At 55.2% G+C, this 26446-nt stretch carries 42 protein-coding genes and 1 pseudogene; 24 read left to right on the plus strand and 19 right to left on the minus strand.

The window, feature by feature from the left end; genetic code table 11:
* Positions 1 to 30: 30 nt before the first annotated feature.
* From KI231_RS15925 to KI231_RS15935, 3 genes are read right to left on the minus strand one after another with little or no spacing between them, the layout of a single operon-like run.
* The gene (locus KI231_RS15925; RefSeq protein WP_212809036.1) at positions 31 to 237 is read right to left on the minus strand and encodes a hypothetical protein; all 207 of its coding nucleotides are present in this window, start codon (positions 235 to 237) and stop codon (positions 31 to 33) included.
* Between the two features lie 18 nt (positions 238 to 255).
* Complete coding sequence (locus KI231_RS15930) at positions 256 to 456, minus strand: hypothetical protein (RefSeq protein WP_212809037.1); 201 nt, start codon at positions 454 to 456, stop codon at positions 256 to 258.
* A gap of 29 nt (positions 457 to 485) precedes the next feature.
* Positions 486 to 710: a Cro/CI family transcriptional regulator gene (locus KI231_RS15935; RefSeq protein ID WP_446927732.1), complete on the minus strand. Its 225-nt coding sequence runs from the start codon at positions 708 to 710 to the stop codon at positions 486 to 488.
* Positions 711 to 795: 85 nt separating this feature from the next.
* Between KI231_RS15935 and KI231_RS15940 the strand changes: the two genes are divergently transcribed.
* The 14 genes from KI231_RS15940 (at position 796) to KI231_RS16000 (ending at position 7775) form a co-directional block, all read left to right on the plus strand.
* Positions 796 to 1254 (plus strand): helix-turn-helix domain-containing protein, encoded by a 459-nt coding sequence (locus tag KI231_RS15940; RefSeq protein ID WP_212809039.1) that lies wholly within the window; start codon positions 796 to 798, stop codon positions 1252 to 1254.
* Positions 1235 to 1696, plus strand: a complete 462-nt coding sequence (locus KI231_RS15945) for a DUF6932 family protein (RefSeq protein ID WP_212809040.1) — start codon at positions 1235 to 1237, stop codon at positions 1694 to 1696. The genes KI231_RS15940 and KI231_RS15945 overlap by 20 nt, the downstream gene beginning before the upstream one ends.
* Positions 1693 to 2628, plus strand: coding sequence for a hypothetical protein (locus tag KI231_RS15950; RefSeq protein WP_212809041.1), 936 nt, complete (start codon positions 1693 to 1695; stop codon positions 2626 to 2628). The genes KI231_RS15945 and KI231_RS15950 overlap by 4 nt, the downstream gene beginning before the upstream one ends.
* Before the next feature lie 440 nt (positions 2629 to 3068).
* The gene (locus KI231_RS15955) at positions 3069 to 3245 is read left to right on the plus strand and encodes a hypothetical protein (protein ID WP_212809042.1); all 177 of its coding nucleotides are present in this window, start codon (positions 3069 to 3071) and stop codon (positions 3243 to 3245) included.
* 859 nt (positions 3246 to 4104) lie between these two features.
* A complete protein-coding gene (locus KI231_RS15960) occupies positions 4105 to 4341 on the plus strand; it encodes a hypothetical protein (RefSeq protein ID WP_212809043.1) in 237 nt (78 codons plus the stop codon).
* A complete protein-coding gene (locus KI231_RS15965; protein WP_212809044.1) occupies positions 4338 to 4571 on the plus strand; it encodes a hypothetical protein in 234 nt (77 codons plus the stop codon). Before KI231_RS15960 ends, KI231_RS15965 begins: the two co-directional genes overlap by 4 nt.
* Entirely contained in the window at positions 4568 to 4738 is a 171-nt protein-coding gene (locus KI231_RS15970; RefSeq protein WP_212809045.1) for a hypothetical protein, read from the plus strand. The genes KI231_RS15965 and KI231_RS15970 overlap by 4 nt, the downstream gene beginning before the upstream one ends.
* A 241-nt stretch (positions 4739 to 4979) precedes the next feature.
* Positions 4980 to 5126 carry a hypothetical protein gene (locus tag KI231_RS15975; RefSeq protein WP_213028858.1) on the plus strand — a complete coding sequence of 49 codons (147 nt, stop codon included), beginning with the start codon at positions 4980 to 4982 and terminating at the stop codon, positions 5124 to 5126.
* Between the two features lie 11 nt (positions 5127 to 5137).
* The gene (locus KI231_RS30050; protein ID WP_249412040.1) at positions 5138 to 5635 is read left to right on the plus strand and encodes an ATP-binding protein; all 498 of its coding nucleotides are present in this window, start codon (positions 5138 to 5140) and stop codon (positions 5633 to 5635) included.
* Positions 5632 to 6003: a hypothetical protein gene (locus tag KI231_RS30055; protein WP_249412041.1), complete on the plus strand. Its 372-nt coding sequence runs from the start codon at positions 5632 to 5634 to the stop codon at positions 6001 to 6003. Before KI231_RS30050 ends, KI231_RS30055 begins: the two co-directional genes overlap by 4 nt.
* A gap of 32 nt (positions 6004 to 6035) precedes the next feature.
* Positions 6036 to 6671 carry a 3'-5' exonuclease gene (locus KI231_RS15985; protein WP_249412042.1) on the plus strand — a complete coding sequence of 212 codons (636 nt, stop codon included), beginning with the start codon at positions 6036 to 6038 and terminating at the stop codon, positions 6669 to 6671.
* 9 nt (positions 6672 to 6680) lie between these two features.
* Positions 6681 to 6923: a hypothetical protein gene (locus KI231_RS15990; protein ID WP_212809047.1), complete on the plus strand. Its 243-nt coding sequence runs from the start codon at positions 6681 to 6683 to the stop codon at positions 6921 to 6923.
* The gene (locus tag KI231_RS15995) at positions 6920 to 7381 is read left to right on the plus strand and encodes a hypothetical protein (RefSeq protein WP_212809048.1); all 462 of its coding nucleotides are present in this window, start codon (positions 6920 to 6922) and stop codon (positions 7379 to 7381) included. Before KI231_RS15990 ends, KI231_RS15995 begins: the two co-directional genes overlap by 4 nt.
* Positions 7382 to 7463: 82 nt before the next feature.
* Positions 7464 to 7775, plus strand: coding sequence for a hypothetical protein (locus KI231_RS16000; protein ID WP_212809049.1), 312 nt, complete (start codon positions 7464 to 7466; stop codon positions 7773 to 7775).
* On the opposite strand, the gene KI231_RS16005 is transcribed toward KI231_RS16000, so the two are convergent.
* On the minus strand, positions 7772 to 8278 hold the full coding sequence (locus KI231_RS16005; RefSeq protein WP_212809050.1) for a hypothetical protein: 507 nt from the start codon (positions 8276 to 8278) through the stop codon (positions 7772 to 7774). The genes KI231_RS16000 and KI231_RS16005 overlap by 4 nt on opposite strands.
* Positions 8279 to 8347: 69 nt before the next feature.
* On the minus strand, positions 8348 to 8536 hold the full coding sequence (locus KI231_RS16010; protein WP_212809051.1) for a hypothetical protein: 189 nt from the start codon (positions 8534 to 8536) through the stop codon (positions 8348 to 8350).
* A gap of 82 nt (positions 8537 to 8618) precedes the next feature.
* On the opposite strand from KI231_RS16010, the gene KI231_RS16015 reads away from it, so the two are divergent.
* The gene (locus tag KI231_RS16015; RefSeq protein ID WP_212809052.1) at positions 8619 to 8969 is read left to right on the plus strand and encodes a hypothetical protein; all 351 of its coding nucleotides are present in this window, start codon (positions 8619 to 8621) and stop codon (positions 8967 to 8969) included.
* Here the strand turns inward: KI231_RS16015 and KI231_RS16020 are convergent.
* The 4 genes from KI231_RS16020 to KI231_RS16035 all read right to left on the minus strand — a co-directional run bounded on the left by KI231_RS16020 (position 8966) and on the right by KI231_RS16035 (position 11606).
* A complete protein-coding gene (locus KI231_RS16020; protein WP_146041210.1) occupies positions 8966 to 9196 on the minus strand; it encodes a hypothetical protein in 231 nt (76 codons plus the stop codon). The genes KI231_RS16015 and KI231_RS16020 overlap by 4 nt on opposite strands.
* Positions 9197 to 9348: 152 nt before the next feature.
* The gene (locus tag KI231_RS16025) at positions 9349 to 9570 is read right to left on the minus strand and encodes a hypothetical protein (RefSeq protein WP_177431343.1); all 222 of its coding nucleotides are present in this window, start codon (positions 9568 to 9570) and stop codon (positions 9349 to 9351) included.
* Positions 9571 to 9669: 99 nt separating this feature from the next.
* The gene (locus KI231_RS30060) at positions 9670 to 10674 is read right to left on the minus strand and encodes a fimbrial protein (RefSeq protein WP_249412043.1); all 1005 of its coding nucleotides are present in this window, start codon (positions 10672 to 10674) and stop codon (positions 9670 to 9672) included.
* A gap of 254 nt (positions 10675 to 10928) precedes the next feature.
* The gene (locus tag KI231_RS16035) at positions 10929 to 11606 is read right to left on the minus strand and encodes a hypothetical protein (protein ID WP_212809053.1); all 678 of its coding nucleotides are present in this window, start codon (positions 11604 to 11606) and stop codon (positions 10929 to 10931) included.
* A 517-nt stretch (positions 11607 to 12123) separates the two neighbouring features.
* Here KI231_RS16035 and KI231_RS16040 point away from each other — a divergent pair.
* The 6 genes from KI231_RS16040 (at position 12124) to KI231_RS16065 (ending at position 16291) form a co-directional block, all read left to right on the plus strand.
* Positions 12124 to 12555, plus strand: a complete 432-nt coding sequence (locus tag KI231_RS16040; RefSeq protein WP_212809054.1) for a hypothetical protein — start codon at positions 12124 to 12126, stop codon at positions 12553 to 12555.
* An 81-nt stretch (positions 12556 to 12636) separates the two neighbouring features.
* On the plus strand, positions 12637 to 13011 hold the full coding sequence (locus KI231_RS16045) for a hypothetical protein (protein ID WP_212809055.1): 375 nt from the start codon (positions 12637 to 12639) through the stop codon (positions 13009 to 13011).
* The gene (locus tag KI231_RS16050) at positions 12947 to 14533 is read left to right on the plus strand and encodes a DNA methyltransferase (protein ID WP_502937180.1); all 1587 of its coding nucleotides are present in this window, start codon (positions 12947 to 12949) and stop codon (positions 14531 to 14533) included. The genes KI231_RS16045 and KI231_RS16050 overlap by 65 nt, the downstream gene beginning before the upstream one ends.
* A gap of 52 nt (positions 14534 to 14585) precedes the next feature.
* On the plus strand, positions 14586 to 14951 hold the full coding sequence (locus KI231_RS16055; protein WP_212809056.1) for a hypothetical protein: 366 nt from the start codon (positions 14586 to 14588) through the stop codon (positions 14949 to 14951).
* A 46-nt stretch (positions 14952 to 14997) separates the two neighbouring features.
* Positions 14998 to 15240 carry a DUF4224 domain-containing protein gene (locus KI231_RS16060; RefSeq protein ID WP_212809057.1) on the plus strand — a complete coding sequence of 81 codons (243 nt, stop codon included), beginning with the start codon at positions 14998 to 15000 and terminating at the stop codon, positions 15238 to 15240.
* Position 15241: 1 nt separating this feature from the next.
* A complete protein-coding gene (locus KI231_RS16065; protein WP_212809058.1) occupies positions 15242 to 16291 on the plus strand; it encodes a tyrosine-type recombinase/integrase in 1050 nt (349 codons plus the stop codon).
* A 107-nt stretch (positions 16292 to 16398) separates the two neighbouring features.
* Here KI231_RS16065 and KI231_RS16070 read toward each other — a convergent pair whose 3' ends face one another.
* The 5 genes from KI231_RS16070 to KI231_RS16090 form a co-directional block, all read right to left on the minus strand.
* Entirely contained in the window at positions 16399 to 16578 is a 180-nt protein-coding gene (locus tag KI231_RS16070; RefSeq protein ID WP_212809059.1) for a hypothetical protein, read from the minus strand.
* Positions 16575 to 16757: a hypothetical protein gene (locus tag KI231_RS16075; RefSeq protein ID WP_213028859.1), complete on the minus strand. Its 183-nt coding sequence runs from the start codon at positions 16755 to 16757 to the stop codon at positions 16575 to 16577. The genes KI231_RS16070 and KI231_RS16075 overlap by 4 nt, the downstream gene beginning before the upstream one ends.
* A gap of 468 nt (positions 16758 to 17225) precedes the next feature.
* On the minus strand, positions 17226 to 18251 hold the full coding sequence (locus tag KI231_RS16080) for a sensor histidine kinase (protein ID WP_212809060.1): 1026 nt from the start codon (positions 18249 to 18251) through the stop codon (positions 17226 to 17228).
* Between the two features lie 10 nt (positions 18252 to 18261).
* Entirely contained in the window at positions 18262 to 19722 is a 1461-nt protein-coding gene (locus KI231_RS16085) for an ATPase domain-containing protein (protein WP_103302253.1), read from the minus strand.
* Positions 19719 to 20153 (minus strand): hypothetical protein, encoded by a 435-nt coding sequence (locus tag KI231_RS16090; protein ID WP_212809061.1) that lies wholly within the window; start codon positions 20151 to 20153, stop codon positions 19719 to 19721. Before KI231_RS16090 ends, KI231_RS16085 begins: the two co-directional genes overlap by 4 nt.
* A 266-nt stretch (positions 20154 to 20419) precedes the next feature.
* On the opposite strand from KI231_RS16090, the gene KI231_RS16095 reads away from it, so the two are divergent.
* The gene (locus KI231_RS16095) at positions 20420 to 21865 is read left to right on the plus strand and encodes an ATPase domain-containing protein (protein WP_177431356.1); all 1446 of its coding nucleotides are present in this window, start codon (positions 20420 to 20422) and stop codon (positions 21863 to 21865) included.
* Between the two features lie 24 nt (positions 21866 to 21889).
* Positions 21890 to 22252, plus strand: coding sequence for a response regulator (locus tag KI231_RS16100; protein WP_103302255.1), 363 nt, complete (start codon positions 21890 to 21892; stop codon positions 22250 to 22252).
* Positions 22253 to 22321: 69 nt separating this feature from the next.
* On the opposite strand, the pseudogene KI231_RS30345 reads toward KI231_RS16100, so the two are convergent.
* The 3 genes and pseudogenes from KI231_RS30345 to KI231_RS16110 form a co-directional block, all read right to left on the minus strand.
* Positions 22322 to 22471, minus strand: a pseudogene (locus KI231_RS30345) (EAL domain-containing protein); the annotation flags it as partial.
* A gap of 387 nt (positions 22472 to 22858) precedes the next feature.
* Positions 22859 to 23293, minus strand: coding sequence for a hypothetical protein (locus tag KI231_RS16105; RefSeq protein WP_212809062.1), 435 nt, complete (start codon positions 23291 to 23293; stop codon positions 22859 to 22861).
* Positions 23294 to 23562: 269 nt separating this feature from the next.
* Positions 23563 to 24483 (minus strand): EamA family transporter, encoded by a 921-nt coding sequence (locus KI231_RS16110; protein ID WP_212809063.1) that lies wholly within the window; start codon positions 24481 to 24483, stop codon positions 23563 to 23565.
* Between the two features lie 108 nt (positions 24484 to 24591).
* Between KI231_RS16110 and KI231_RS16115 the strand changes: the two genes are divergently transcribed.
* Entirely contained in the window at positions 24592 to 25374 is a 783-nt protein-coding gene (locus KI231_RS16115) for an AraC family transcriptional regulator (protein ID WP_212809064.1), read from the plus strand.
* A 46-nt stretch (positions 25375 to 25420) separates the two neighbouring features.
* Here KI231_RS16115 and KI231_RS16120 read toward each other — a convergent pair whose 3' ends face one another.
* Positions 25421 to 25669 carry a hypothetical protein gene (locus KI231_RS16120; protein WP_212809065.1) on the minus strand — a complete coding sequence of 83 codons (249 nt, stop codon included), beginning with the start codon at positions 25667 to 25669 and terminating at the stop codon, positions 25421 to 25423.
* A 103-nt stretch (positions 25670 to 25772) separates the two neighbouring features.
* Entirely contained in the window at positions 25773 to 26423 is a 651-nt protein-coding gene (locus KI231_RS16125; RefSeq protein WP_212809066.1) for a DUF2625 domain-containing protein, read from the minus strand.
* Positions 26424 to 26446: the final 23 nt, after the last annotated feature.

Below are 26446 nucleotides of genomic sequence, written 5' to 3' on the forward strand. Positions count from 1 at the left end.
GCGCCCCGGCTTTTTTGTGTCTGCGATTTGTCAGCTGTCACTTTTGAGTCCCTCTTTAGGGGCTAATTGGTACAGCCTGGCTGTAGGTCGCCTCATTCGAGACGGCCCACCCATTGCCAAAAACTCGATGGCAATTGCCTCAAGTGCTTCGGCGATGCTCATACCCTTACTCAGGGCAAATGCGGAAACCTGCCGCTTTGCGCCATCGCTCAGGTGCTCATAGTCGATTTCAGGCACGTGACCTCCAAAGGGCCTCTATGCGGCGCTAGACTGCTTGTCGTCCTTGCTGAGAGCTTCGATTGCACCGTTTTCTACGGCCCACTCGATCATCAAATACAGATACGTGGCGTGCTGCTCCTCCGCGCGCTCTGCTGCTCGACTCAGAATCCTGTCGAGTGTCTTGTTGAAGCGCACCTTCCTTGGCGTGTCGCGCTTGTGTGACTGATCGGCGTACATGGGTTGCTCCTTTGTGGCTTATGAAGTGATTAGGCTGCAGAGCGCTTTGCGGATTGAACCGGGAATGGACGCAGCTCTTCAGCCGTGTAGGTCCCGTTTTCATGGGCAATGACGTACACATCCCGACCGACTCGAAGAGCTTTGTTAAGAGCCCCCTGAGTCATTCCGAGAAGGATTGCGGTCTTGGTTTGCCCGTTTTTTTCCGCGAATTGGCATAGCGGGATTCGGCTCATGGCCATTCCTCCGTGGTTCATGCGCCAATTATTGCCTCGGGAATTGAAATAAATCAATGCCTGAGGAATTTGTTAGCTAATACCTGCGGAAATACACTCGCCCGCTATGAGTAAAGAGAAGAGAAAGCTTGAAGATTGGGAGCTCGCAGAATGCGCAGCCCTAAAGGCCCTGGTACTCCAGGAGAATTTCTCGCGCCCAAAAGAAAAGCGGATTACCCAAGAAATGGCTGGGGCAGCCCTCGGCATGAATCAGGGCTCGTTCAGCAATTACTTGAATGGTCGATTAGCTCTGAACAAGGACATAGCGGTAGGCATCTACAAGCTCTTCGGCATTCCAGCAGAGCTGTACAGCAAGCGACTGGCTGAAGAGATTGCTGATGTGGCAAAGATCTACACAGATAACGACTACCAAAAGAATGATCTGTATGCCCAAGCCAGCCCTGAGCACCGGATGGCTGTAGACGAAATGGCAAGCAGGATGCTGGGGATGACAGAGGAGCAAGCTCTGAAGCTCAAGCAGGCAATGGACCTATTGATGCCTAGTAATGACCCAAGAAAAAATTGATTACCCTCCCCTCCTCCCTGGTGGAATTCATGCCTTTACGCTTGAATCTCTCCGGTCTATAACCGTCGATAATTTCCCGAACTCTGTCCGAAGGCAGAGCCTGTTCGGCGCTCTTGGTATATACTTAGAGCTACTCGAAAGCACCGGTTTCAAAGGCTTTGCGTGGATCGACGGATCGTTCATGTGCGAAAAAGAAGAGCCTGATGATATCGATCTAGTCCTCGTTTTTGATTCCGAGGTAATCGATAACATTTCGGAATCTGCGCGCCCAGTCCTGAATGGACTTTTCGATACGCTTACCATTCTGAGTCGATTCAAGTTGCACGTATTCCAAGTCCGGGTCGAAGATGAGGCTGGTCTTGAATATTGGAAAAGGCAATTTGGAACTCAACGCGACGAGGTGACCCCTAAGGGTTTAGCCTCACTTGGAGTTAACCTATGACTGAGCAGGCAAATCGTATCGATTGGCTTGAGCGACAGCTTGCTCAGGTCAACCAATTCATCGATCGTGACACTCGAGCTCTCGAGTCAACGCCGGGAAAATATTCGCTCCAAATCGCTCTGAACTCGTGGCGCTCACATCAGGACGGGCTGCACCAGGAGTTGCGCCAAGCGAAGGCAGACCTTCAGCTGGAGGTAGTCCAGCTTAGGTTGATAGGTATGCGCATGGATGGGAGCATTCCGCTGAAGTTACTTAGTAAGCTCTCAGACTGCTTCAATCGCGCGCTGTCATATGCGGCCTATCACCTTCGCCATGGTTCTAATCCTAAGAGGGGCATACCAGAGAGCTTGGCTAGGGAAATGGATTTGAGGCTTTCCGATCTCGCATTTGGCTCTACCCGCCTAATATTTGCTGGAAATGTATCCCCGGATATGACTGGCGAGTCAATAATGGAAGGCGCGCTTGAGCAGATATTTGACGTCCTCAAGGCCCCTACAACTGATCGAATAAAAGAGCTTGTGTCTGTCATAGGGATTCCAGCGACGAAGGCGCTAAGTGACATGCTCGGAGCACTTGAGGCCAGCAAGATCGGTGCAGAGTTATCCTGGCCAGCCCCCAACTCAAAGATTTATCACTGGGGCGGAACTCTTGAGGCGGTACGCCTAACGCATGAGAGGCTCTCCGCACATCAGGACATTAAGCCGGAGCCCACAACGCTGTTTGGAGTGGTAGCAGACCTGAAGGAAAACGGAACCATTTATATCCGAAGCGGTGACACAAAGCAGAAGGTGTCTTACAACCGACAACAATTTCCCGAGATACAGAAGCTAAGCCTCGGAATGCCTATCTCCATCAAGGTTATGAAATACGTGCGCTATGTTGCTTCGGAAGACCGCGAGATAGTTACGTACAAGATGATCACTGAGGACTGACTGCTCCTCGCCCTCCCGGAAGCCCGCCATGAGCGGGCTTTTTTACGACCGAAGAAATTATTATTTCCTCAGGCATTGACGGCAATTAATTCCCCAGGCAATATTCATCCATCGCAGCGACACACAGCCACTGCGAAGGGCCTCAAGAGACCCGCCGCTCTTTAACAACCCGCGCCATAAACGATTACCCGGCTCACGCTGGGAGGTCAGCCCCGGCCACACCTGTGGGGCGAGATGAAGTCAGGTGAACAAAATCGCGCTGCCACTACTGGCGACCGGCGATCCGATAGCCCCGAAAGGCTACCAACGCGCAGAACTGCGACGGCGGACGAGGTGTTGACCGAACTGGCGAATGACCTGGTAGGAGGCGCGAGCAACACGGAATTTTTCACTGATGCACCTGGTGACGGGTGCATTGGGAAAACAACCGGAGGAAGGAAATGAACGACGAACAGATAGAACGCTTTCGCCAAATTGTTCAAGAGATTGCGACCGACGAGAGCGTCAGTTTTGATGAGGCTTTCGCGATCGCATCGAACTACTTGGCCTACTGGGTCAGTGAGATGCCAAAAGGAAGAGAGGCATCATCCAGCGGCGGATCGAGTCAGGCCTCGTAAAGAAATGCAGACCATTCCTGATCCTGTACGCGACAGAGAAAGATAGATGCTGACTGTCTTGAGGTCAGTGGGTCAGAAATGGATTTGACCCTATCTCTCAATAAGGACGTGCTTAGGGCGCTTGTTCCGAAGTACGTGCCTATCGGCATGCTGTAAGTTTTCCCGTCATCAAATCTAACCGTTCTCTTCAGGCCTAGCGCCTCCATCTTTTCGTGAAGGTCGGCGTAGTCCTCGCCATCGGCCCTGAACAACTCAACTCGAGCCATATATTCCGCCATAACTGCCACTCCTTGTATCGACCGTGGAGGTCGAAGCATATGGTTTTCCCTCGACTGTGGAAAGCGAGGAAACAGGGAGCCTGTCCCTATAAAAACAGGTACCACGACAGCCTGTCGTTAACTGCCCGATCCTCTCTATGAGAGCGCATCGGGGTGTGATCTGAGGCCAAGCCTCGGGCGGCGGATGTGCCAACAGGTAGCCTTAAGGGTTGCCCCATCTGCTCAATGCCGGTTGAGCCCCGGCCAGATCACACCCCGATGCGGACGAAACTGCGGCCTATAACCGCCCACCTGCATCAACGCGCAGAGCCGATCTGCGAAGCCAGTTTGGTAGCGCTGGCCGGTATCTCCACACCTGCCTTGCCGGGTATCGGCAGCAAGGAAAGGCATCCCTGCTGTAACAGGGCTCTCAATCACCCGCTTGCAGTGAGCCAAAGCAAGCCGACTTGCCGCCGTAAGCGGCTTCCACTTTCACCCGACACCACCCGAATGCACTCCCCTCCGCGCCCAACGGCAACCAGCGGAGCGGATGAGTGCATCCGAGTTTTGTTGGATCAACACCCGCCACCACGGAGGCGACCATGGCAACCAGCTATGCAGACAGTGCGCAGGCCCGAGAGTGGGACAGGCGCTACGACGACTGGGGGCGCCCGAAAGCGCCGAAGGTTGAAGACTTCCACGACTACGAAGCCGCTGAGCAGCAACGCACACAGCGTCAAGCGCTGATGGCCGCTCAGGAACTCGTAGACCGTAAGGCGCGGGCCAAGCGAGTCGCGGCAGCAGTGGTCGCTTACGGTGAGTTTTGGGGGTTGAAATGAACGTCCAACAGCGTGACCACCAAACAGCTTGTACCTGGATCGAAGGCGAGATCGAAAACATGATTCGCGACCTCGGCAAGCCCAACGCCAGCGCGGCAGCTACTTCGGCAATCACCCTCGCTTATCTGCTCCGTGCCATCGATACCAATGAGCATCGCCACTATCGCGCGCGCATCGACCAGATCTACGCCTCCTATAACGATTCGATCACGCAAGGAGCTGCAGCATGACTACCGCACCGGTTAAATCGTTGATTGATGACCAGTTGGCCGACATCGAACGCAGCCTAGCTGTTATCGGTGCGGGCATCCCACGGGACCTGCCTGTTGCAGCGCTTCCACCGAAGCTGGTGGCGGCGATCAAGTCGGGCCGAATCGCCGTGAGGTCCAAGTCATGAAGCTTGCCTACTGGGCTCTGACCACCGTCCTTCTCGCCGCATTAGCTGCGTACACCGTTTCGCGAGATTCGTCGGGCGTGTGCCAGGTGCCGCACTCGACCACCTACCGGGTGTTTCGATGACCAGCCTTCAGCGGGCACGCCGCGTTCTGATCCGGCGCGGTTCGTTCTCGGCCATCGGCGTTTTTACCTTCCTGATGCTGCTCAGCGCCCTGGCCGACCGCATCACACAGTAGGTCACCATGAACAACTCTCCTCGCTTGGCCGCCCAGTTCGACTGGAGGACGGTCGGCGCCTTCTCGCCCGAGCAGTTCAACGGCGAGCAGCGCAAAGAATACGAAGACGAAGCCCGCCGCATCGAACAGCAGTGGGACAACCAACCGAACTGAGGAAACTCGCGATGTTCAAGAAAGCCGAACGCAAGCAGGCCAAGCTACGGCTGGCACTTGCCGGGCCATCTGGATCAGGCAAAACCTACTCCGCCCTTCTGCTCGCACAGGGGATTGGCGGGCGAATCGCGGTGATCGACACCGAACATGGCAGCGCATCGCTGTACGCGGACATCGCAGACTTCGACACGGTTGAACTGCATGCGCCCTACTCGCCCGAGCGCTACGTCGAAGCCATCATCGCCGCCGAGCAAGCCGGTTACAACGTCCTGATCATCGACAGCTACTCCCATGAGTGGACCGGCTCCGGCGGATGCCTCGAGGCGAACGAGAAGCTTGCCCACCAGAAATTCAAAGGCAACACCTGGGCGGCGTGGAACGAGACGACGCCGCGCCACCGGCGGCTGACCGACAAGATCCTGACCAGTTCGCTGCACATCATCTGCACCATGCGGAGCAAGACGGAAACGGTCCAGGGTGAAGGGAAAAAGATCCTCAGCTGGGCATGAAGTCCGAGCAGCGCGACGGCACCGATTACGAGTTCACGGTGGTTCTGGACCTGACCCACGACGGTCATACCGCCATGGCAAGCAAGGATCGGACGAAGCTTTTCGAAGAACCTGAGCTGATCACTGCTGAGACCGGCCGGCGGTTGCTGGCCTGGCTGAACTCTGGTGTGAGCCCTGAAGAGCGCGCCAAGGAGCTGTTGGTGGATGCCCTGGCTGATATCGCCTCAGCCAAGGACATGGCCTCTTTGCAATCGGCATTCAACGCGGCCAAGGCGATTGCCGTCGGCTTCGATGATCTCGTTCAGCAGGTCGTGGCCGCCAAAGACAAGCGCAAAAACGAACTCTCCCCACAAAGGCAATCAGCATGACCGCATACATCTTCGACAGCGAAACAACCGGCTTGAACGAACCGCACCTGGTAGAGGCTGCGTGGCTGAAACTCAACAACTTGAGCAGTCTCGCTGTAACCGACTCGTTCCTGCACCGCTACAAGCCGGGCAAGCCGATTGAGTTGAGCGCGCTCGCCACCAGCCACATCCTCGACGAGGAATTGGCTGATTGCCCACCACACACCGATTTTGCTTTGCCGGGAGACGTCGTTTATCTGATCGGACATAACGTCGACTACGACTGGCGCGTGATAGGGGAGCCAGATGTGAAACGCATCTGCACCCAGGCCCTGAGCTCAAAGCTGTGGCCAAGCGCAGGCAGTCACACACAGTCGGCAATGATCTACCTGCACTACCGCGCCGAAGCGACCGGCCTACTCCGCAACGCCCACGCAGCGCTCGACGACGTGAAGAACTGCCGCCTGCTGCTGGTGAAGATTCTCGATCAGCTTGCGGCTGAGCTCGGCCGGCCGGTCAATGACTGGGAAGAGCTGTGGCAGATTTCCGAAGACGCCCGCATCCCTACGATCATCGGCTTCGGCAAACACAAAGGCACCGCCTTTGCTGACTTGCCGAGCGACTATCGGCGCTGGCTGTTGAATCAGCCGGACCTCGACCCATTTGTTCGAAAAGCGCTTTCGCGCTGATGGTGAATCATGATCAGCCTCAACCTCAACGCAGTTCGAGCAAAGCAAACTGAGTCGGATGAAATTGCCGCTGCGATGGCAGACTTCTGGACACGGCCCGGCGCCAGCTTCAAAGAGTTGCCGGCGCCCCGGATAAAGCCCAGACCTGCGCGGCGGGACTGGGTAGACCCTGAAACGGTCCTCAAACGTCGCCCGAAGCCGATATCGGCCTCTGACCGCAAGGCCCTGCGAAAAATGGCGGACTCGATATGAGCAAGCGCAAACCATGCAATCGTCGGGTGCAGATCGAGCGCAGCATGCGCGCCCTAGTCAACACCCACCACGCAGCTGTGATCAACATCGATCCAAGCGGCCTTCAGGTCATGATCAACTGGAAGAACGGCAAGCAGATCCTGTCGAGAGCGGTTTCCGACGCGCTCTGCGATGTCGCGCACCGCTGGACGATCTACATCGCGGGCATCTGCGTCCGTCAGGACGGCGCCCAATACATCAAGTCGATCGACATCAAGCCCTACGGCGTACACCTGGTGGAAAGGCTCTCGGATGTCCTTGAGCATTTCTACGAAGAGGTGAAGGCCGACTGCAACTCAAATCACCGCGTCGGCATGGGCTGGCTGGCCGTGCCCGGTGACACGCCGGTGCCCGAAGCACGGTTATCGGCGCTGCTGGCGTCGGTCGGCGCCTGGCATCAGGTGAAGGTCGCAGCGTGAGACGAACCACCAACCGGGCGGCCACGCGCCGCCGACAGACCTGGCTGCACTTGCCGGCCAGCGGAATTGAAGAGGTTAGGCCATGGCCAAGAGCAATGCAGATCGCTCAGCGAAAGCCGCGGCAAAGAGGAAGGAGCGCGGCGAAGAGGAAATCAGGCTGCACTGCCTGCCCGGCACGCGCCAAGCACTTGCTGAGCTGATGGCCTGGAGCGGCATCGAGGAACAGGGCGAGGCGATCACGCTGATGATTCACCACCTGCATGGACTTGGCCCCGGCGGTGCACTTCCCATGCTCACCCCGCCGCGACACGAATACGTGATTCCCGAAAACGTGTCGCGGAAATTGAAACTTGCCTATCAGCGGGAAGCGATGCGAATCGGCCGCGAAGGCTAAAGCTGCAGCGGGCGCTGAGTAAGCATCCGAGCAATTTTTCCCTGAGCAACGCGCAGTGCATTCGGGTTTTCGTGCAGATATGTTAGGAACCACAGCACTCCGGTGAGGTAGCTCGTCACAAGATCTTCAACTCTTACGAAGACGACCCCTTCTGACTTGTTAGACAGCTTTGGCGTGGACCCGTAGACATAACAGACGAGCCTGATCTCATCGCTATCACGGTTCGCAGAAGACTCTGCGGTACCCATGTGAAGCAGGCCGTTTCTTGCCTCCCAGATTTCGCGAGCAGTGCACGGCAATGGATCATAAGGTTGCATGTACGAGTCCACCCACTTCTGAAAGTCAGCAGGTCCAGACCTCAAAGGCTCCACGGACAGCCAGGCCATTTGCTCAATCGCAACATAGGTCAGCATCACCGCCTGCAGGTGATGCCCCCCATCGCGCAAGCAGGTTATCGAATCAGTCATCTGCTTAGCGAAAGAAAAAACTTCTTCTGTGCTCATCCAGCGCTCCTTGATCCGGCTCCATGCCGGGCCAAACACAAATACCGCAACGGCGGGCAATGCGCCAGTTCAGACGAAATTCGGCGGCTCAACGACTCGATGCGCCGAATCCATGTAGCTGGCCAGGTCGATCACCTCCCGAAGGAACACGACCACCTCCAGCTTCACCGCGTCGTCCGGCAGCCCTATCCGTTTCAGCATAGCCTTGGCGTCCTCTTCAATCGCCGCCAGCGCATCTACATCGCTCTTCAACCTCATGTCGGCCTCCTGCCAGTGTGAGCTGGGAGAATAGATACAACATCTGGTGACTTGCCGGCCAGCGAAATTGAAGAGGTAGGCCATGGCCAAGACTGGGCAAGAGCGATCGGCGAAGGCCGTGCTGAAGCGGATCGAGTTCGACGAGAAGGACTTGCGGCACCGTTGCAGGCTCGGCACGCGGCAGAAGCTGGAAGAGCTCATGGCCTGGAACGAGGATACCGAACAAGCTTCGGTGATTGAAGGCTGTCTACGCTATGTACATTCGCTTGGGCCAGATGGTGCGCGGGATGCTTTGAAAGCGCGCCACGAAATCGTAATTAGCGAAAACGTGGCGCGTGACTTTCGCAATCAAAGCTTGGTGGGACTGAAGCCTGATCCGGGCGACGAAGTCATCACGCCGGATTTAAATTTGGAGGGAGCGGAAGGATTTTAACCCTCTGCGGAACTGTCCGGCAGCTGCATTACTCGTCCGACTCTTAACAATTGAATATCGATCGCTCCCAGCGCCGCCCCGCCCCATCCAAATGCTGCTGTTATAGCCATCAAAATTACTCCTAGATCGATATGGTAAATGAGTGGAATTCCATCAGGTAATGGAAAACCGCACAACGTCACTAGGCTCGATGCAATAAAAAAATAGCTTAAGAGTTTTTCTTTCACGCGAGCTGTTAGCCCGTGCTCATGAGAAATCGCCGCTAAGCGATCACTGTAGTGGTCGCGATCTTACACCGCAGACACCATCGTTATCAAATTATGCCACCACCGGTCACGGAGGGAGGCACCTTAGTTTGCTTTACCTTTCATGGCGGTAATCAATCCAATAACGCCACGCTCGCTGCGCGATATCGCACAGGTCGTGTGTTGCGCCGCCCTTGGCGCCGTTGAGAAATTTCATTCTTGAAGGTGAACAGCAGAAAGCTGTACACAGCGCCGAGGATGCCCACCAGCAGCACCCACGCAAAAATGCGCAACAGGTGTCGCGCCGCATGGGGTGTGGACAGGAAAGGGCCGATCTGACGCAGGTAATTCTTCAATCGAATGCCCGCACGGTAGAGGCGGCCGGGGGTGGCGAAAATCAGACAACTATTAAAGAGTGTGCGCAGGCAGCTGGCTATGCCAGCGCATCAATGGATTCAAAGGTAACTCATGACAAACGCGATATTTGCGTTAGCTGATCCGGCGCGCATTCCCTTGTCAAACCCACCATTTCCACCTGTTGTAGCAGTGCGAAAGTACCGAGCGCTCAGAGGGATTTTTAAGTTGCCTCCAGCCGAAGAATAGTCCGTGAATACATAGCTTTGATGTAAAACGATCGGGTTTCCGTCACTGTTGAGTATTTGCAAGGCCACACCCTGAGCAGTCGAATCGGCACTCAGCTTCACGATACCCCGCGTGGAGTTTTGAGAGGGGGAATCTGATGTGGGCTTGAGGGTGTAAGTCACTTTTTTTATGCCTGCCGGGCAATTGTTGAGACTGATGTCAAATTTGACGGGCTCGGAATACGATCCGTTATTGGCAAAGATACTTATGTCATGCGAACCCATGTCGACTCTGATGTCAGGCGTTTCACAGGATTGAGGCACAATCGTTGTGCCATTGGTCGCCATTGCTAGTGGTGATACACCGTCTGCATGGAAAACCCCGAGTGTTCCTGCCGGGATTTTCTGTGCATCGAATACATCCGCTATTTTGATTAGTCGTAGCACGTGTCTTGTGGTGTCCCATCCGTATCCGCCCGCCTCTCGACGAATACCCGGATAAATGGGTATGGTTACATTGTCTTTGTAGGACCACTGCCATGCGAGCCCGGTATTTCCGATTGCGTAAACAAGGTCACCCGATTTAGACACACCGACATTGTTCTGAACACCATATGAAAACTCGTTAGTACATTTATACGAGCTGGGCGTTGGTCCCATTGTGAGTGGAGGGCTTTCATATACTACGGTGCCGTTGGGTGTATCACGAGGAATCGAAAGTGTAGCGGGTACTTGCATAGTGATAGTTGTTTGATGATGATTGGGGTAGAAGGAGCAAGTTGCCGCGACCGCGTAGTTTGAAGCGAAGAGCAGCGTCAGACATAGCGTATGAATCGCTTTCGTTAGCGGGACAGGGCGATGGAATTTGAAACGCTTCATGGAGAGGGCACTACGTATCGGTCAATGAGTGGCGTACGTTAGCCATGCTGAATGGTCTTGGGCATCAGGCGATTCTTAAAAAGCACTTGCCCTTAGCGGTAGGTTTAGTACGAAGCTGGCGGGCAGCAGCCCGAAGCATTTTGCTCGAACGAAAACGAGCCTTAACAAGGTAGGCCTGGGCATCGAAAGCCAGCGCAAATTTTCGCTCTTCCTCACCACCCTCCACCGACCGGGTGTGCCCGGCATAGGAATTACTACTTGAACATGGTCTCCACTCCGTTCGCTTCGACCACATCTTTAACCACTTTATCGTTCAACAACTGACCTTTTTTCAATACAATATTTCGTACGTAGTCAAACAACTCAATCCACGAAACTCCTTCATCACCGTTATTCCAAACCAAATCAGGCTGTTCTATTTCTGAAAGCATCATGTATGGTGTGCGAGCTCCTTCCCTTATTTCTTCTGGCGCGATCAAAACCACTCGAGCTGTTTCGAGCTTTTCAGCCCCGCTATGTGCCGCGAAATTGTGTCTATATGAAATGCCGATATCATGAAGTTCATGATACCTTTCATCGAGCTGCCTTCTTTCTAGTTTAACGGGTCTGCCATCACATTTAGAAAAACACTTCCCATAAAAAGTGAGCGAGGCAACAAACAATCCTTTCACAATATCGTAGGATTCTCTTTCCTGCCCGAAGTGGAATTCGCCATCAACCTTTGGCAATGAAGACCGAATCCTATCAATCTCTTTCATCCATACAATCGCACTCTTCAAATCCTTTTGAATAAGTGCATAACCTGCCATTTGATCGCAGATTTTTGAATCCAATATAACTCTCTTACAGGGACGGCCCTTATACTTGTAAATCCTGTACTTTTTTCCGCTTTTGCTATCAACAGAAAATTTATGACTCCATTCTTCGCCCAAAACACTTCCCCTAAAAATTCATCAGCCATCAATTTCAATAGGCAATCATAAGTCCAAAATTTCCTTATAAATACTATCACCACTGACCTGTGAGTCGTAAATCAAGAACTTTGCAGTAACCTGCTTCGACCGCTACGAACAACCCTACCTCGCCCCTTCAAAGTCAGCCGCTATAGCGGCAAGGACGAGTGTCAGAGGTAAGAAACAAAATCCCCTAAGCGTTCTCTGGCGATTGGTACGGCGTATTCAAGCAGCTCCAGCGGTACATTCTCTACGAACAGGGTCACTTCAAAGCGGAGTGTCTCGTCATTTCGAAAGATCTCAAATAACAGTCCGTTGTTACCTCTCCAACACTCAAGCGCAAGGCCATCGTGTCCTTCAACAACGCTTGAAGCGCAGCAAAACCGATATTCGACTCCGTGTACGACCACATCGCACCTCCCTATCTGAGGTGGGAAAGATACCTCTCCCCTCTATGAATTTGATAGCCGCTATAGCGGCAAGGACGAGCTCGCCCATGGAAATCAAAAAGGCTGGCCCTGACCACTACCGCTACGTCGATTCGATTGGGCCGGATGGCCTTACCGTAACGATGCAGACCTGGGTGGCATACGCCGAAACCCCAATGTGCTGGTATCTGCTGAGCGAGCACGACCACGACCGCTTAATGCGCGGCTGGCTGAGCGAAGCAGGTGCGAAAAAAGCACGAAAGCGCGTGCTCAAGCACCAGTACTTCAGCTCACGGTGCTTCGCCTACCAGGAAAAGGAGCGGGCCCTTAACTCGTACAAGTGCCGAAAGGAATGGCAAATCCGGCACGCCACGCTCTCGCTGGAGCGCGCCAAGTCCGCCATCGGGTACTTCGGCGACTCGACTGTCAGAGTGACGGATCCGCCTAGCGAGGCCGTTATCCCGAGCGATTACATCCAAAACTCATTCGCGTGGGAGTGACGCCATGATCACCAAGTGCGTACTCGGCTGCACCCTCTTCTTCTGGCTTCCATTGGTACTGACCATAAAGGCGGTGATCGGATGAGCAAACGAGCGATTCACCTTTACCCGTGGGACGGAGGCACCGAGGCCGACCAAGATCCGCCAGAACACGTTTACTGCGGCACCGATGGCGTAATGACCGACGAACAGCTCACCAATGACTGGCGGCGCGTCACCTGCAAGCGTTGCCTCAAGATCCACGAAAAAGAGCTGGCAGCGTTGGCGGCGGACGATCGAGACCAGAAGGTCAAGCTTTTCGATGAAGCTCAAGCCGTCACCATCACGCTCGGTCACCGGAATATCTCAACAGCCATCAAGGCTTTGGTCAGGGAGCGCGACGAGCTCAGGGATGAGCGAGACAACCTGCGCGCAGACCGTGACGGCCTACTTGAAGCAGGAGCGCACCTACTATGATCTTCGCCCCGCTCTACATGGCCTACCTCATCTACAAGGGGCCGTGGCGATGAATAGTTACCAGATCCTGATTGGCGACTGTTTGGAGCTGCTGCGGCGGATGCCCGATTGCAGCGTCGACAGCGTCGTCACCGACCCGCCGTACGGACTGTCCTTCATGGGCAAAAAATGGGACTACGACGTGCCGGCGACGGAGGTGTGGATCGAATGCTTGCGAGTACTCAAGCCGGGCGGCCACCTGTTGGCTTTCGCCGGCACTCGCACGCAGCACCGTATGGCTGTGCGCATCGAGGATGCCGGCTTCGAGATCCGCGACATGATCGCTTGGGTATATGGGTCGGGTTTTCCGAAATCGATGGACGTGAGCAAGGCGATCGATAAAGCCGAAGACTACAAGCTGCAAGCCTCTCATCGACGCGCGTGGGTGGCAGCGGTTCAAGAAGCTGGTCTGAAGCTGCCGGGCAACTCCCGACACGACTGGACTGTTGGTGAGCATGCCCCAGGCGAACAATGGTGGGCTGAGTTCGAGAATTGGCTACCCGGTCTCTCTAAAGAGCAGCGCCAAGCCATTGAGAGAATCGTAGTGGGCAAGGGGTTCAAACCGCGCCCGACATACCACACTGCTGATATTGGCGGCGAAGCAGAATGCAACGAATACGATATCACTACCCCTGCTACGCAGGCTGCCAGAAAATGGGAAGGCTGGGGCACCGCTCTCAAACCAGCACTCGAGCCAATCACTGTCGCTCGGAAACCATTTTCCAGCACGGTCGCTGCCAACGTCATAGCGCATGGAACCGGCGCCCTGAATATTGATCGATGCCGGGTAACAACCGGAGACGACACGGCTCGGATCAGTAACGGAGCAATCAAGGGCGGAAACTTCGCCGCGGGTGGATCTGCGCCCGGCCCGATCGCCGGCGGACATTCAGATGGACGCTGGCCCGCCAATCTAATCCACGACGGCAGCGCCGAGGTAGTCGCGCTGTTCCCCGCTCAGGCGGGCGCAGCGGCACCGGTGACAGGCAACGAACCGACGGCCAACGGCTTCAGCGGCCCGGTCAAGTACAGCGGGATGCGCGAGCGGGTGCCCGGCGCTTTCCACTCTGACAGTGGGAGTGCTGCCCGGTTCTTCTACTGCGCCAAGACCAGCCGAAAAGATCGAAACGAAGGCCTGCTCAGCTCGGACGCTCCAGCTGTCGCCAAGGAAGCAACCATGCGCGACTGCGAAACCGCCGAGTGGAGTACTCGCAACGGCAACAGCCATCCCACGGTGAAGCCGACTGACCTGATGGCCTACCTGCTGCGCCTGGTGACACCGTCCGGAGGCGTTGCTCTCGATCCATTCATGGGCAGCGGAAGCACCGGCAAGGCCGCTATGCGCGAAGGTTTCCAGTTCATCGGGTGCGAGATCGACGAGCAATACGCGGCGATCGCCCGGGCGCGTATCGATCACGAAATAACCCGACAGCAAGAACTGCAAGCCGAATCTGATCAGCTCGATCTATTCGGCACCGCATAACCCGTCCCCCCTACTCAACAGCCTGCCGGTGTACGGCGGGCGAGGAATTCGTATGCGCGAAAAAGTATCCATCCAAGACCTGGAAGGCGCAGATCTGGCTCTTTGGGCTGCCCGAGCCCAGGGCGTCGAAGAAAGGAAGGGAATCAAGCTGTACGCCTCCGGCCCTTGCCTTTACCGCGATACAGGCCCCGGCGGTGAACCCTTCCCTTTCCGACCCGACTCGAACCTCGGGGACTCAGCGATTTTGATTCAAGAGATGACGCAGGCAGGAATCTTGACCCTGTTCGGGCATGGCGCGCAGTTCGAGGGTCAAGGATTCGGACACGTCGGATTTACGGGAACGCCTTCTGCTGCGCTGACCCGCTGCTATATCGCTTGGAAACTTGGCCAGGACTTCACGGCAACTCCGACCAGCTAACCCATCACCACCTTCTGCCGCCACGCGCGGCATGGAGCAATACCTCATGGAAACCGAAATCCTCTCCGACGAGGAACTGGCCGAACTCACCGGCTACAAGGCCCGTGCCTACCAGCGCCGCTGGCTGATTGATCGCCAGTGGGTGTTCGTCGAAAGCCGCGGCAAGCGCCCGCTGGTGGGCCGCATGTATGCTCGCATGAAGCTGGGCATGATCAGCCCTACGATTGCCGATCCGAGCCCGCCGCCGGCTGCACCGGTATGGACACCCGACTTCTCGCAGGTGAATTAATATGCGCCCCCGCAAGACCGAAACCCGCAATTTGCCTCCCCGGATGTATCAGTGGACAAGAATAAGAAAGAGCGGAAAGGTGTGGGTCGCCTATTACTACCTGGACATGACAGGCAAGGCGATCCCGCTGGGCAAGGATCTGGATTTGGCCAGGATCAAATGGGCGGACCTGGAGGCGAAGGAAAAGCCGCTCGATTTGCGTACCATGAAGGGCATCTTTGACCGATATATACGCGACATAGTATCGAAGAAAGCACCGCGTACGCAGAAAGACAACCTTTCGGAAATCAAGCAGCTCCGTCCAATGTTCGATAGCGCTCCCATCGACTCTATAACCCCTGCAACTATCGCGGGGTACCGCGACGCTCGAACCGCCAAGGTTCGGGCGAATCGCGAGATTGCCACCCTCTCCCACGTTTTCAACATTGCTCGAGAATGGGGACTTACGACCAAAGAAAATCCCTGCCAGGGCGTGCGAAAAAACAAGGAAACACCGAGGGACTATTACGCGAATGATGTTGTTTGGGATGCTGTTTACGTAAAGGCAGCTCAAGAGCTGAAAGACGCGATGGACTTGGCATATCTGACCGGGCAAAGACCAGCAGATGTCCTGGTCATGCGGAAGGACGATGTCGATGGAAATTACTTGGGTGTGCAGCAGAACAAGACACATAAAAAGCTGCGTATCCAGATGACTGACGGTGATGAGCCAAACAGTCTGGGCCTGTTGATCGGGAAAATGGCCGAGCGCAATGCTCAGCACATTTGCAGCTATTTGATCGTGAGCGCACGCGGCAAGCGGATGACAGCGAAGATGCTTCGCGATCGATGGGACGACGCCAGAGAAAGGGCCAAGAAAGAAGCTGAAGAAAAAGGCAATGTTCAGCTGGCTGAGAAAATCGGAGGCTTCCAGTTCAGAGACATCAGGCCGAAAGCGGCGTCGGAAATCCTCGACGTCGGCGATGCGAGCCTACTCTTGGGGCACACCAAAGGAGACATTACCGAGCGCGTCTATCGACGAATTGGCGCCATTGCCAAGCCATCGAAATAGCCCCAAAAACCGTTACAAAACTCAAAATCCGCCCCTTGTAGAATGCGGGCTGTAGAGGTGTCAAAAAATAAACGTATCGTAACGAAAAGCGGCTACAGGCCCCGGTTTCATTGGCTTTGCATATCGGTCTTGAAAACCGTCGACTGTAACAGGTCCATGAGTTCGAATCCCATCGCCTCCGCCATCTTATGTACGACAAAGCCCTGATTTTTCAGGGCTTTGTCGTTTCTGGCGTTCAGGAATTTTGCTCCTCTCTTTATGGATCGTTTCCGCATCTTTTCGGTCATTTCCGCAACCCTGCTCTTCTGCCACCGCTGCGTCCCCCCTCCGCCGCCAGGTAGCCGACCACTGAGCCGAGACCCATGCGTTTGAGCAAAGGCACTGCCACCACGGCGGCGGCAAGCGAAGTGACGACACTCAACACTTGTCCTGCATTGCCTTCAGCGGCCATGGCAATGACCCTCATCCCACATCAGGATCGGTAATGCGGCCACGGCCAGGCGTGTTGAGCGGAGCTTGGGTCTAAAGCGCTCAGTTCCCCAAACGCTTCTGGACCCAGCAAAAGATCCGAAGCGCCCACCAAGAACGCTCGTTGCGATTGGGGGAAGGTCTTGCTTTGAAAGCCTGGACGAGTATTCATGGTGATTCCTGAAGACTCTCGATTCGTCCGCTCTTCAGACCCGTTAAAAACAGACTCAGATCCAACAAAAAAGACAGGATCGGCTTGGCATCACCCGCGTCGTAGCTATGGGTAAACAATCGGGCTTGAAAATCGCAGCGTTCAATCTGGCCACCTGCGGTGCCGTGAAGGGCCGTAAAAGGGGGGTGAAATTGCCACAAGTCGAGAAAGCGAAGTCAGCCAGACGGATAGCTGTTGGTGCAGATGCATCCAGCCGTGTAAGACCTCTGGAAACCCTCTTTCTCCTAGACGCCGTCAGTGGTTCACTCGGGGGAGTCTCATTACGAACTCACTTCCCTGCCCCTCTCCCGCACTAGTACCAATCACCGTTCCGCCGTGGGCTTCGATCAACTCACGCACTACGGTCAAACCAATACCCAGCCCTGCCCCATTGAAACCAACCGCGTGAACATCCTGTACAAATGGCTCGAAAATGAACGGCAGTGCTTTCGGAGTTATACCTATCCCGGTATCACGAATGCGTATCTCCAGATGTTCGACTTCAATCGTCGCAGTAAGGGAGACCGTGCCATCAGCAGGCGTATATTTGGCGGCGTTACCCAGTAGATTGCCAAGAATTTGAGCGAGGCGCGCTGGATCGCCATTAACCATCAATGCGCGTTCCGGCAGTTCCGAGCTGAAAGTCAAACCGTGAGCAACCATGACCGGGGCACAGGCATCTATCGCCTCATGAATGATTTGAGCCATATCGACACGTTGGCAATCAAGGCGAAACTTGCCGGTGCTGGCGCGGGCGATGTCGAGCAAGTCTTCGACCAACCGGGACATCTGCTTCACCTGCCCCTCTATCAACAACTGCATGCGCGGCAATTCTTCACTAGGTACACGTACCAGCCGGCCAGCAATCATGCTGATGGGGGTCAGAGGGTTGCGAAGTTCGTGTGCAACCAGGTTGAGGAAGTTGCGTTGCTGTTCCAGCGCATGTTCAGCGGCCGCCTGCAGTTCCTGGGCACTCAGTGCGGCTATCACCAACTGCTCGTTTGCCTCGCGCATCTCGAGGTACATTTGCTGCTCTGCCTGGGCCATTGTCGGATTTTCCGCATCCGACTGCGCCGACAGAATTGACAGCACCAACTGCTGATTGGCTTCAATCAATTGCTCAACATGGTGACTATCGACGAGTTGGGCATTGGCCTGGTTGAGTTCCTTATGAACCGCTGCCAGCACCGCACGCGCCGCGACCGTTTTCTGGCCGAGAAGGAACAGTTCGCGTGCTGCAGTCGCTATGGCTTGCTCATTCTTGCCGTGACCCTCGCTCATGATATTTCGCTCATCCTTCGAATGTGACCGTACGCTGCTGGGTAGGTCGCCCCCCTAACAAGCCTTCCCTGTCCGGCAACATTTCGCCGATCTGCAAGCCATCATCATCTATCTGGTACAACCTCAGCTCATCAGAATGAGCGCTGGCCCGAACCTTGACCACGGCCATGATGCGCAACAAGCGGCTCTGCACTTCTATGTAGCGCTGGACGATGATGGCGTCGGTGAGAAACGCCGTGCCGTAAGGACTGAAACGCAGATCGGTGTAGCGATCCTCCAACTCGGAGGTCATCAATACACTGACACCTGCACTAGTAAGAGCGGTCACCATGCGAGACAGCGACTCACGAAAGTCTTCTCGAAATGTCGGGGCCAACGCCAGTTCGAAGCCTGACAGGGAGTCAATCACTACCCGTGTAGCCTTCAGCCGATTGATCTCACTCAATAGCAAATGGACGATTTCGTCGATGGATAAGTCCGGCGCGCGGCTATCGACCAAACCGACCTTCCCGCTCTCAATCAACCCGGCGAGGGTGGCGTTCTGAGAGTGATTGGGGCGCTGCTCAAATACCGCGATCACGCCAGTCTCGCCATTGCGCGCACCCTCTGCGAGAAAGGTCGCAGCAAGAATGCTTTTGCCCGAGCCCGATGGCCCGGCCACCAGTAAGGAATAACCACGGGGCAAGCCGCCGCCGAGCATCTCATCGAGTTTGGGCACACCCATTTTCAGGCGCTGGACCGGAAAGGTCAGAGGGGCTTCGATCGGGTTGAGTTGGGCAGGCGCAAAAACCTTGATGCCCGACGTTGCGATGCGGAAGGTGTGCAGCCCCGGCAGCGTCGGCTGGCCGCGCATCTTCATGATTTCCATCTTGCGCACCATGGAATTGCGCTGAACGCTCTGACGCAACCAGATAAGGCCATCGGCGACAGTGAAAATCGGATTGGTGTCGGTTTCGCTGAAGTACTCGCCAATCAGGAAGGTTGTTGCCTGCCAAGTGGTCATCAGCATGCCCAGTTGCTGAACGAACTGCGGCAGATTGTTGTTCGGGTTGTCCTGTGTCTGGCTCGCAAGCACAACTGAACGAAACGAGTCGACGAACACCAGCGCCGGAGAGTGTGCCTCGACCTCAGCGACGATTCGGCGTAACACCTCATCCAAATCCCCTGCCAGGGTGTCACTGGCCAGGTTGATGTAACGGATCGACTGATTGATGGCTTCGTCGTCGAAAAAGTCGAATTGCTGTTGATACCGCAGCATTTTCAACGGCGGTTCGCCAAGCACGGTGAAGAACAATGCCGGGCGCTCGGGAGTCGCCAGGGCGAACATCATTTGATGCGCCAGGGTTGTTTTGCCACAGCCAGGCGGGCCGGCGATCAGGTTGAACGAGAACTCCGGCAACCCCCCGCCCAGCACCTCGTCCAGTCCTGGCACTCCGGTGGCCAAGCGCTTGATAGTCACTTTGGTGTTCATGGCGAGTTTTCCTGCGCAGATGTGTCGCTCAAAGAAGGTTTCCACACGTCACGAAGCAAGCGTGCGGTGAGCGAGGGCCCGATCAGGGTAGTGAGCAGTTCGTAGAAGGTGGTCAGAATCACTTCACCAAACAACAAGGCATCTGCTTCGCTTTCTGTAACGAGTTCAGAATTAAGAGCGCTCAGATCCAACGCTGTTTGCACACGTTCAGATATGTTGGCCAAGCGCGGCTGACGTGAGGCGCAGAGATGAAGGCTGCGTCGATACAGAGCTGCAACCCCCTGCTGACCAATGATGGGGGTAAGTGCTGTGTGGATAGCCTCCAAAATCGAGACAGTCGCTAGCGCGATGCACGCAGTATCAGCATTGGGGCCAACCCGGTGCGCCAGAGCAGCTACGATCTGGCGGCTCTCTTCGTTTAGCGCGGACATGGCTAGCTGATTTCTGATGGGCAGGTCTCGATAGTACACCCTATATCGCATCGCAGAGACTCAATTGGCCAGAGAGCCTTCTTTACTTTCAATTCCTGTAATTTATCGACCATATTGAGGTTTTTGGGCTGCAGATTTAAGAGAATGAATAGCTTTACCGGCACTGCTGCGTGAAACGTCAGTGAAGTGTCGATAGCCCCAGCGCAGAAATGGCGTTAGCATCCTACGCATTCGGTTTAACAGCATGTTTTTCAGATCAGGGTCGCATTGTGGAAAAGTTGAATCGCCTTCAGAGTGGAATCGAAGGCCTGGATGCTCTGCTCAAGGGGGGGCTGGTCTCAGGTGCTTCCTACATTATTCAGGGGCGCCCAGGGTCTGGCAAAACCATCCTCGCCAACCAACTTGGATTCCATCATGCGCGCAACGGCGGCCGTGTTCTGGTAGCGACACTCCTTGCCGAATCCCATGACCGACTTTTTCAATTTCTGTCCACCTTGAGTTTTTTCGACTCGTCTAAAGTTGGCGCTGAAATCCAGTTCGTCAGCGCATTCGATACCCTGGAAAACGAAGGCCTGGATGAAGTGGTTAAACTGCTGAGGCGTGAGATCAGCCGACAGAAGGCCACGGTCATGGTCGTGGACGGCTTGCTCAACGCGCGTTCCAAAGCCGACTCGCCAATCGACACCAAGAAGTTCATCTCTGAACTGCAAGGCCACGCCGCATTTGCCGGGTGCACCGTATTGTTTCTCACCAGTTCCCGACTGGATGACGGCAGCCCCGAACACACCATGGTTGATGGTGTGATCGAAATGGGAGAAGAGCTTTATGGCACACGCTCGGTGCGTCGTATTCAACTGCGTAAAACTCGTGGTAGTCCAGCACTGACCGGACTGCACGAGTGCGAGATCACCGAGAACGGTCTGGTGGTTTATCCGCGCCTGGAAAGCCTCTACAGCCACCCTACTTCGCCCGATAGCGCCAACATGACGCGTATCCCCAGTGGCATTCGTTCACTCGATGCCATATTGGGTGGCGGGTTGCACAGTTCCAGTGTGACCTTGGTCATAGGCCCGTCAGGAATCGGCAAGACGACGCTGGGTCTCAAGTTCCTGAGTGAGTCGACGGTGGAGGCACCGGGCCTGCATTTTGGTTTTTATGAAAGCCCGGAGCGGTTACGCCTGAAGGGTCAATCACTCGGGATCGACATCAAAAGCATGGAAGAAAGCGGTGCGTTGAGCATCGCCTGGCAACCAACCACCGAAGGTCTCCTGGACGGCCTGGGCGCAAGACTGTTGAGCCTCGTTGAAGAAAAGGGCATCAAGCGGTTATTCATCGACAGCCTGAGCGGTATGACACGGGTCTCGACGAATCCGGCCCGAATTACTGACTTCTACAGTGCACTCATGAACGAACTGCGCTCCAGGGGCGTGACAGTTTTTGCTTCCTGGGAAATGCGTGATCTGTTCGGGTCCGAGGTCAGCGCGCCGAACTCTGATCTTTCCAGCATCGTCGATAATCTGATGCTGATGCGCTTCTACGAGAATCATTCTGAACTAAGCAGGACTATTTCCATTCTGAAAGTAAGAGATAGCTCTTATGACCCTTCGCGATTTGAAGTGGTCATCCGTGACCAAGACGTTGATCTGAAAAAGGCTTCAAGAAATGAACCGCCAGTTTCTATTCCTACAGCGCTGCCAGGTTCATCTTCCTAGGTTTTTGATTCAGGCTGAATTCCCATGACCACCATCTTGGTCGTCGACGACGAATATTTGATTGCTGATATTCTCGGCTTTGCGCTGGAGGATGACGGCTTCATGGTAGTGAAAGCCAGCAATGGCAAAAAAGGGCTCGAGGTGCTTGAGCGAGAGCGGCCTGACCTGATCATTACCGACTTCATGATGCCTGTCATGGACGGACTCGAATTTGCCAAGGCCGTTCGCGCCTTGCCGTCGGCCAACCTCTTGCCGATCATTCTGATTAGCGGCGCGCAAGCGCACCTGGGCATGGAGAGGTCTGATCTGTTCGATGCTGTCCTGGAAAAGCCATTCAACATCGATTCGATCCTTGCCACTGTAAGGCGACTTCTGGCTGCACAGTGACACCGGATCAAATCCATCTTCAAGACTGAGTTTACCCACACTCCCCTGCACGCTTGATGGTATGTAGCAACCGTTGAGGAAATCCGCTTGAGACGTGGCTTCGGCACCTTCGGCGACCACCGTCAGACTGAGGTGATGGGCCATGGCAATAATGCCTTGGTCGATCGCTGCATCGTGACAGTCGGTGGCAATTTCCTGGATGAACGAGCGGTCGATCTTTTCGACGCAGCGATCCGACATTGCGCCAGCTCTCGGAAAGGGCTTTCTTTCACTAAGGTCAGGAACTGACAGTTGGATTCGGTTTTGTTCCAGCAACTGAACTGGTACGGTTTCTGACAAGCGCAGACTGAGATTGATAGTGTCGCGACCGAGCAGCGACTTGGTCGCGTAATCCTCCGTCGACGGAAGATAACAGGGGGGAATGGATTTTTCGGTGGAATCGAGAATCAGGGCGGAGCGGCAACGCTCATAACTCAGGAAACTACATGAGCCTCGCCCTGTCCGCCCCTGCCCTCATTCACTCCAGCGCACCACAATTACGGGATACCGCAAAAGTTTCATTTAGCGCACGAAGAGTGAAGAGGATGCAGTGATGACAACTGATGCTTAAACTGCGCGCTTCGGAGTAGGCGCATCAATGACGGACTGCAAGATCGTTGCGAAAATCTTATAGCTGTAACGATCTTCCTCCGGACTGACGAGAACCGCCCCGTCAGCGTTCAATACTGCCCCGTCATGACGAATGCTGAATCTTCCAAGCTGCGATCTTTCTCCTCCTTGACACAAAAACAAAACAGCTTCCGCCAGCCCGGCTTTCTCGGAAGAAATCGGATTGAGCTCAATCGAAAACTGTTTGCCCAGCACCTCACCCTCGATGCTGCGTTCTTTCGCAATGACAGAAGTCATGCCCATAAAATGATGAGTCGACAAATCTTGCCAATGCCCAACCTGATCAAGGATATGAGCGGAAGCACGAGTCCAATCCCTGTTAACGGTTGAGATGTTACGAAGAAAGTAACTAGGGTCCTGCATGAATTCCACTGCGTCAGCTCCGATTGAGTCCGTTTTAACCGAAAAAATTAAAACATTTCCGTTGTAACCGAAGTGTAACCAATTTGACATCACGCCGCACATATCCAATCACGAAGACCAACCTTCAAAGGTCGACACGAACCAATGATTCTGAAATCGAGTGATAACCAAAAAGTTCGCCCGGCTCCTGAATAAGGGTTCTAAACACTCTAGTCATTGGGTTTCGCTTCGACTATGGACACGATTGGAGCAAGGCACGATCTTCCGGGTGATTTTGCCTATTCGTGAACGCCCCTGATCTGATCGTTCAACGTGCGCCCGTGTGTGCGAAGACGTCCCCACACTGCCTGAGCGCTGCCGGAACCCAAGGCAAGTGCCAGCAGAACCAGCCAGATCAAGGCCCAATTGGACGGACTCGGTTTTTGACCAAGAATGACCATTGAACTGGCGATGCCAAATACCGGAATCAACAATGACAGCGGTGCCACCCGTGACACCGGATATTCCCGCAACAACAGATTCCAGCCCCAGTAACTGAAGTGCGTCGCGGCATAGACCTGGAACGCCAGTGAAAACAGCGTCATCGCATTGAGCTGCGCGGGTAACGCGGTAAACGGCGCCGAGCCATGTAACAGCCATGTCATCAGCAACAGGGGAATGGGTGGAAACAGACTCGCCCAGACCACGAAGGCGAAGATCTCACGCACCTTCGACACTTTGATAATGATGTTGCCGATGCTCCATGCCACGGCGCTGCCAATGACCAGCGCAAAACCTGCCGTCGATGCGTCACCGGGCCTGCACAGCACAATCCCCATCAACCCTGCGGCAGCCAGCCCACTCGCCAGCCATTGCAGTCGTCCCACGCGCTCGCCGAACAACAGCACACCCCAGCCCAGAGTGAAAAATGCACTGAGCTGGATCAGCAGCGATGCCGTACCGGGCGGCACGCCCCATGCAATCCCCTGGTTGATCATGGCCCACATGGCGACGCCAAAAATCAGTCCGTAAGCGGCCACCCAACGAAAGGCTACACGGGGTCGCTCGACGATAAAAACCCAAGGCAAGGCAGCCAGTGCGAAACGCAATGCCGTCAGCAACAGTGGGTCGATGTCGGCAAGACCGAGGCGGGTCACGGGGAAGTTAATTCCCCAAACGGCCGTCACCAGCACGGCGAGTAAAAGATGTTTCTTCTGCATGGTCAGGCATTTCCAGAGTCGAGCGTCAGTGCTCGTGCCGGAAGAAATATGCCGACAATCAGTCTGGCCCGCTTTCAACTGCAGGCCAGACTTCATTAGAATCGGGCCATGCACGAAATAACCCTGCCTCCTTACGAAAACACATCGCACGACGCTGTCGTGACAGCGCGGGATTATGCCGACGGAACGCTGTTCCCGACCCACGATCATCCGCGTGGGCAGTTCGCGTACGCAGCTAAGGGTGTCATCACCGTGTTCACCGAGCAGGGCAACTGGGTGGTACCGCCCCAGCGCGGCGTGTGGGTTCCGGCGCAACTGTCACATGCGATGCAAATGCGTGGCCCGGTGACCCTGCACAATACCTATATCGACCCCGCTGCCGCGCAGCGACTCGGGTTGTCCGAGCAATGTCAGGTCGTGGAGGTGTCGCCATTGCTGCGACAGTTGCTGTGGAAGGCAATCGAAGTGCCTGCGGGATACTCCGCCGAGGGCCGCGATGGCTTTCTGATGGGATTGTTGCTGCATGAAATTGCCGCCATGCCGGCCCTGTCACTCAATGCCCCGCTCCCGGCCGAGCCACGTCTGGCGTTGGTCTGCCGCGAGTTCCTCGCCCGGCCTTCGCTGGAAGTGGGGATCGATGATATGGCGCGACGCACGGGAATGAGCCGCCGCAGCTTCACCCGCCATTTTCGGCTGCACACCGGTATCAGTTACGTCGAATGGCGCCAACAGGCGTGCCTGCTCGCGGCGATCATTTTGTTGGGACAAGGTCAGTCGATCACAGAGGTCGCCATGGTCTTGGGTTACAGCAGCTCAAGTGCTTTTGCGACGGTTTTCAAACAGGTGCTGGGCGAGGTGCCGAGTCGGTACTTTTCGGGTCAGCCGCAGTAGAAACCACTGAAAATCCAAGGGATCGAGGTGGCCAGATGAACATGCATCAGTGGTAATCCTCTCCGGCGACTGCGCGCTGGTAGGCATCATCGGCCTCCCTGCGCAGATCGCGCCATTCAGCCCAACTCACCATGCCCAGCCGATCCATCTCATCCGACTGACGCAACAGTTCGTCGTGATAGGCGTCAGGGCAATCCATGCGCAGCTGTCTATTCTCCAATGCACGATGCCAGGCATCGAGGGCGAGCAATCGCGACGCCTGCGCTAGCGTCAGTTGATTCTTGAAGGCATTCATTTCACTCACCCCTGATATTTCCCGGTTGAGCGAGCGATCTGGATTCAGGTTCAAACCATCAGACGAACGACCTGCACGCTCGAACGCCCATTACCCTTGGCAGCTACGCCCGATTGTCGAGCGTCGCGGCTAACTCGACATTCATCTCGAATTGCTCACCAATCCCAATCATCGTCCGCTTACTGCCTTCAACTGACCCTTCACGGGTCCACAGAAACGGAAAGAACGAAAAGCACTGATCGGTTTTCAGTGTCTCCAGATCGTGCTGCCATCCGTTCCAGCGCAGACCGTCGTAAAACATTGCCAGGCGTTCGCTTACTGCCCAACCCAGAAAATCGGTGTAACCAATTTCCAACGGTTCCCAACGCAATGTATCGGGAGCCCAGTAATACATCGCCCCCATGTCATCACCCAAGGCGCCGCTATTGATGGCAAAGAATCCGCCCACAGCATCGTCGGCGACCAGCAGATAACCCACCCCACGGCCCTCATTCCAGTCGATCAGATTTCGCGACAACTGTGGGTCGCCTGAACCGAGTACACGCAGCCAGCCGTGGTCGATGACAAGCCCGCCCGTGTCGTAGGCAATCGAACCCAAGGTTGATCGGGTCGATACTTGAAGGCCGTACAGCACCTCGACGTTTCTGGAGGACGGCGGCAACAGCAGGAAGTCCAGAGCAGCGTCTTCGAGCATTTTTTCTATGAAGGGCAACGCGGGGTTGTAGTGATCTATCAGCTCTTGCGGGCTTTTCATCTGCCGATCCTTGGAAAAAACAC

This window comes from Pseudomonas sp. Seg1, assembly GCF_018326005.1.
Lineage (GTDB): Bacteria > Pseudomonadota > Gammaproteobacteria > Pseudomonadales > Pseudomonadaceae > Aquipseudomonas.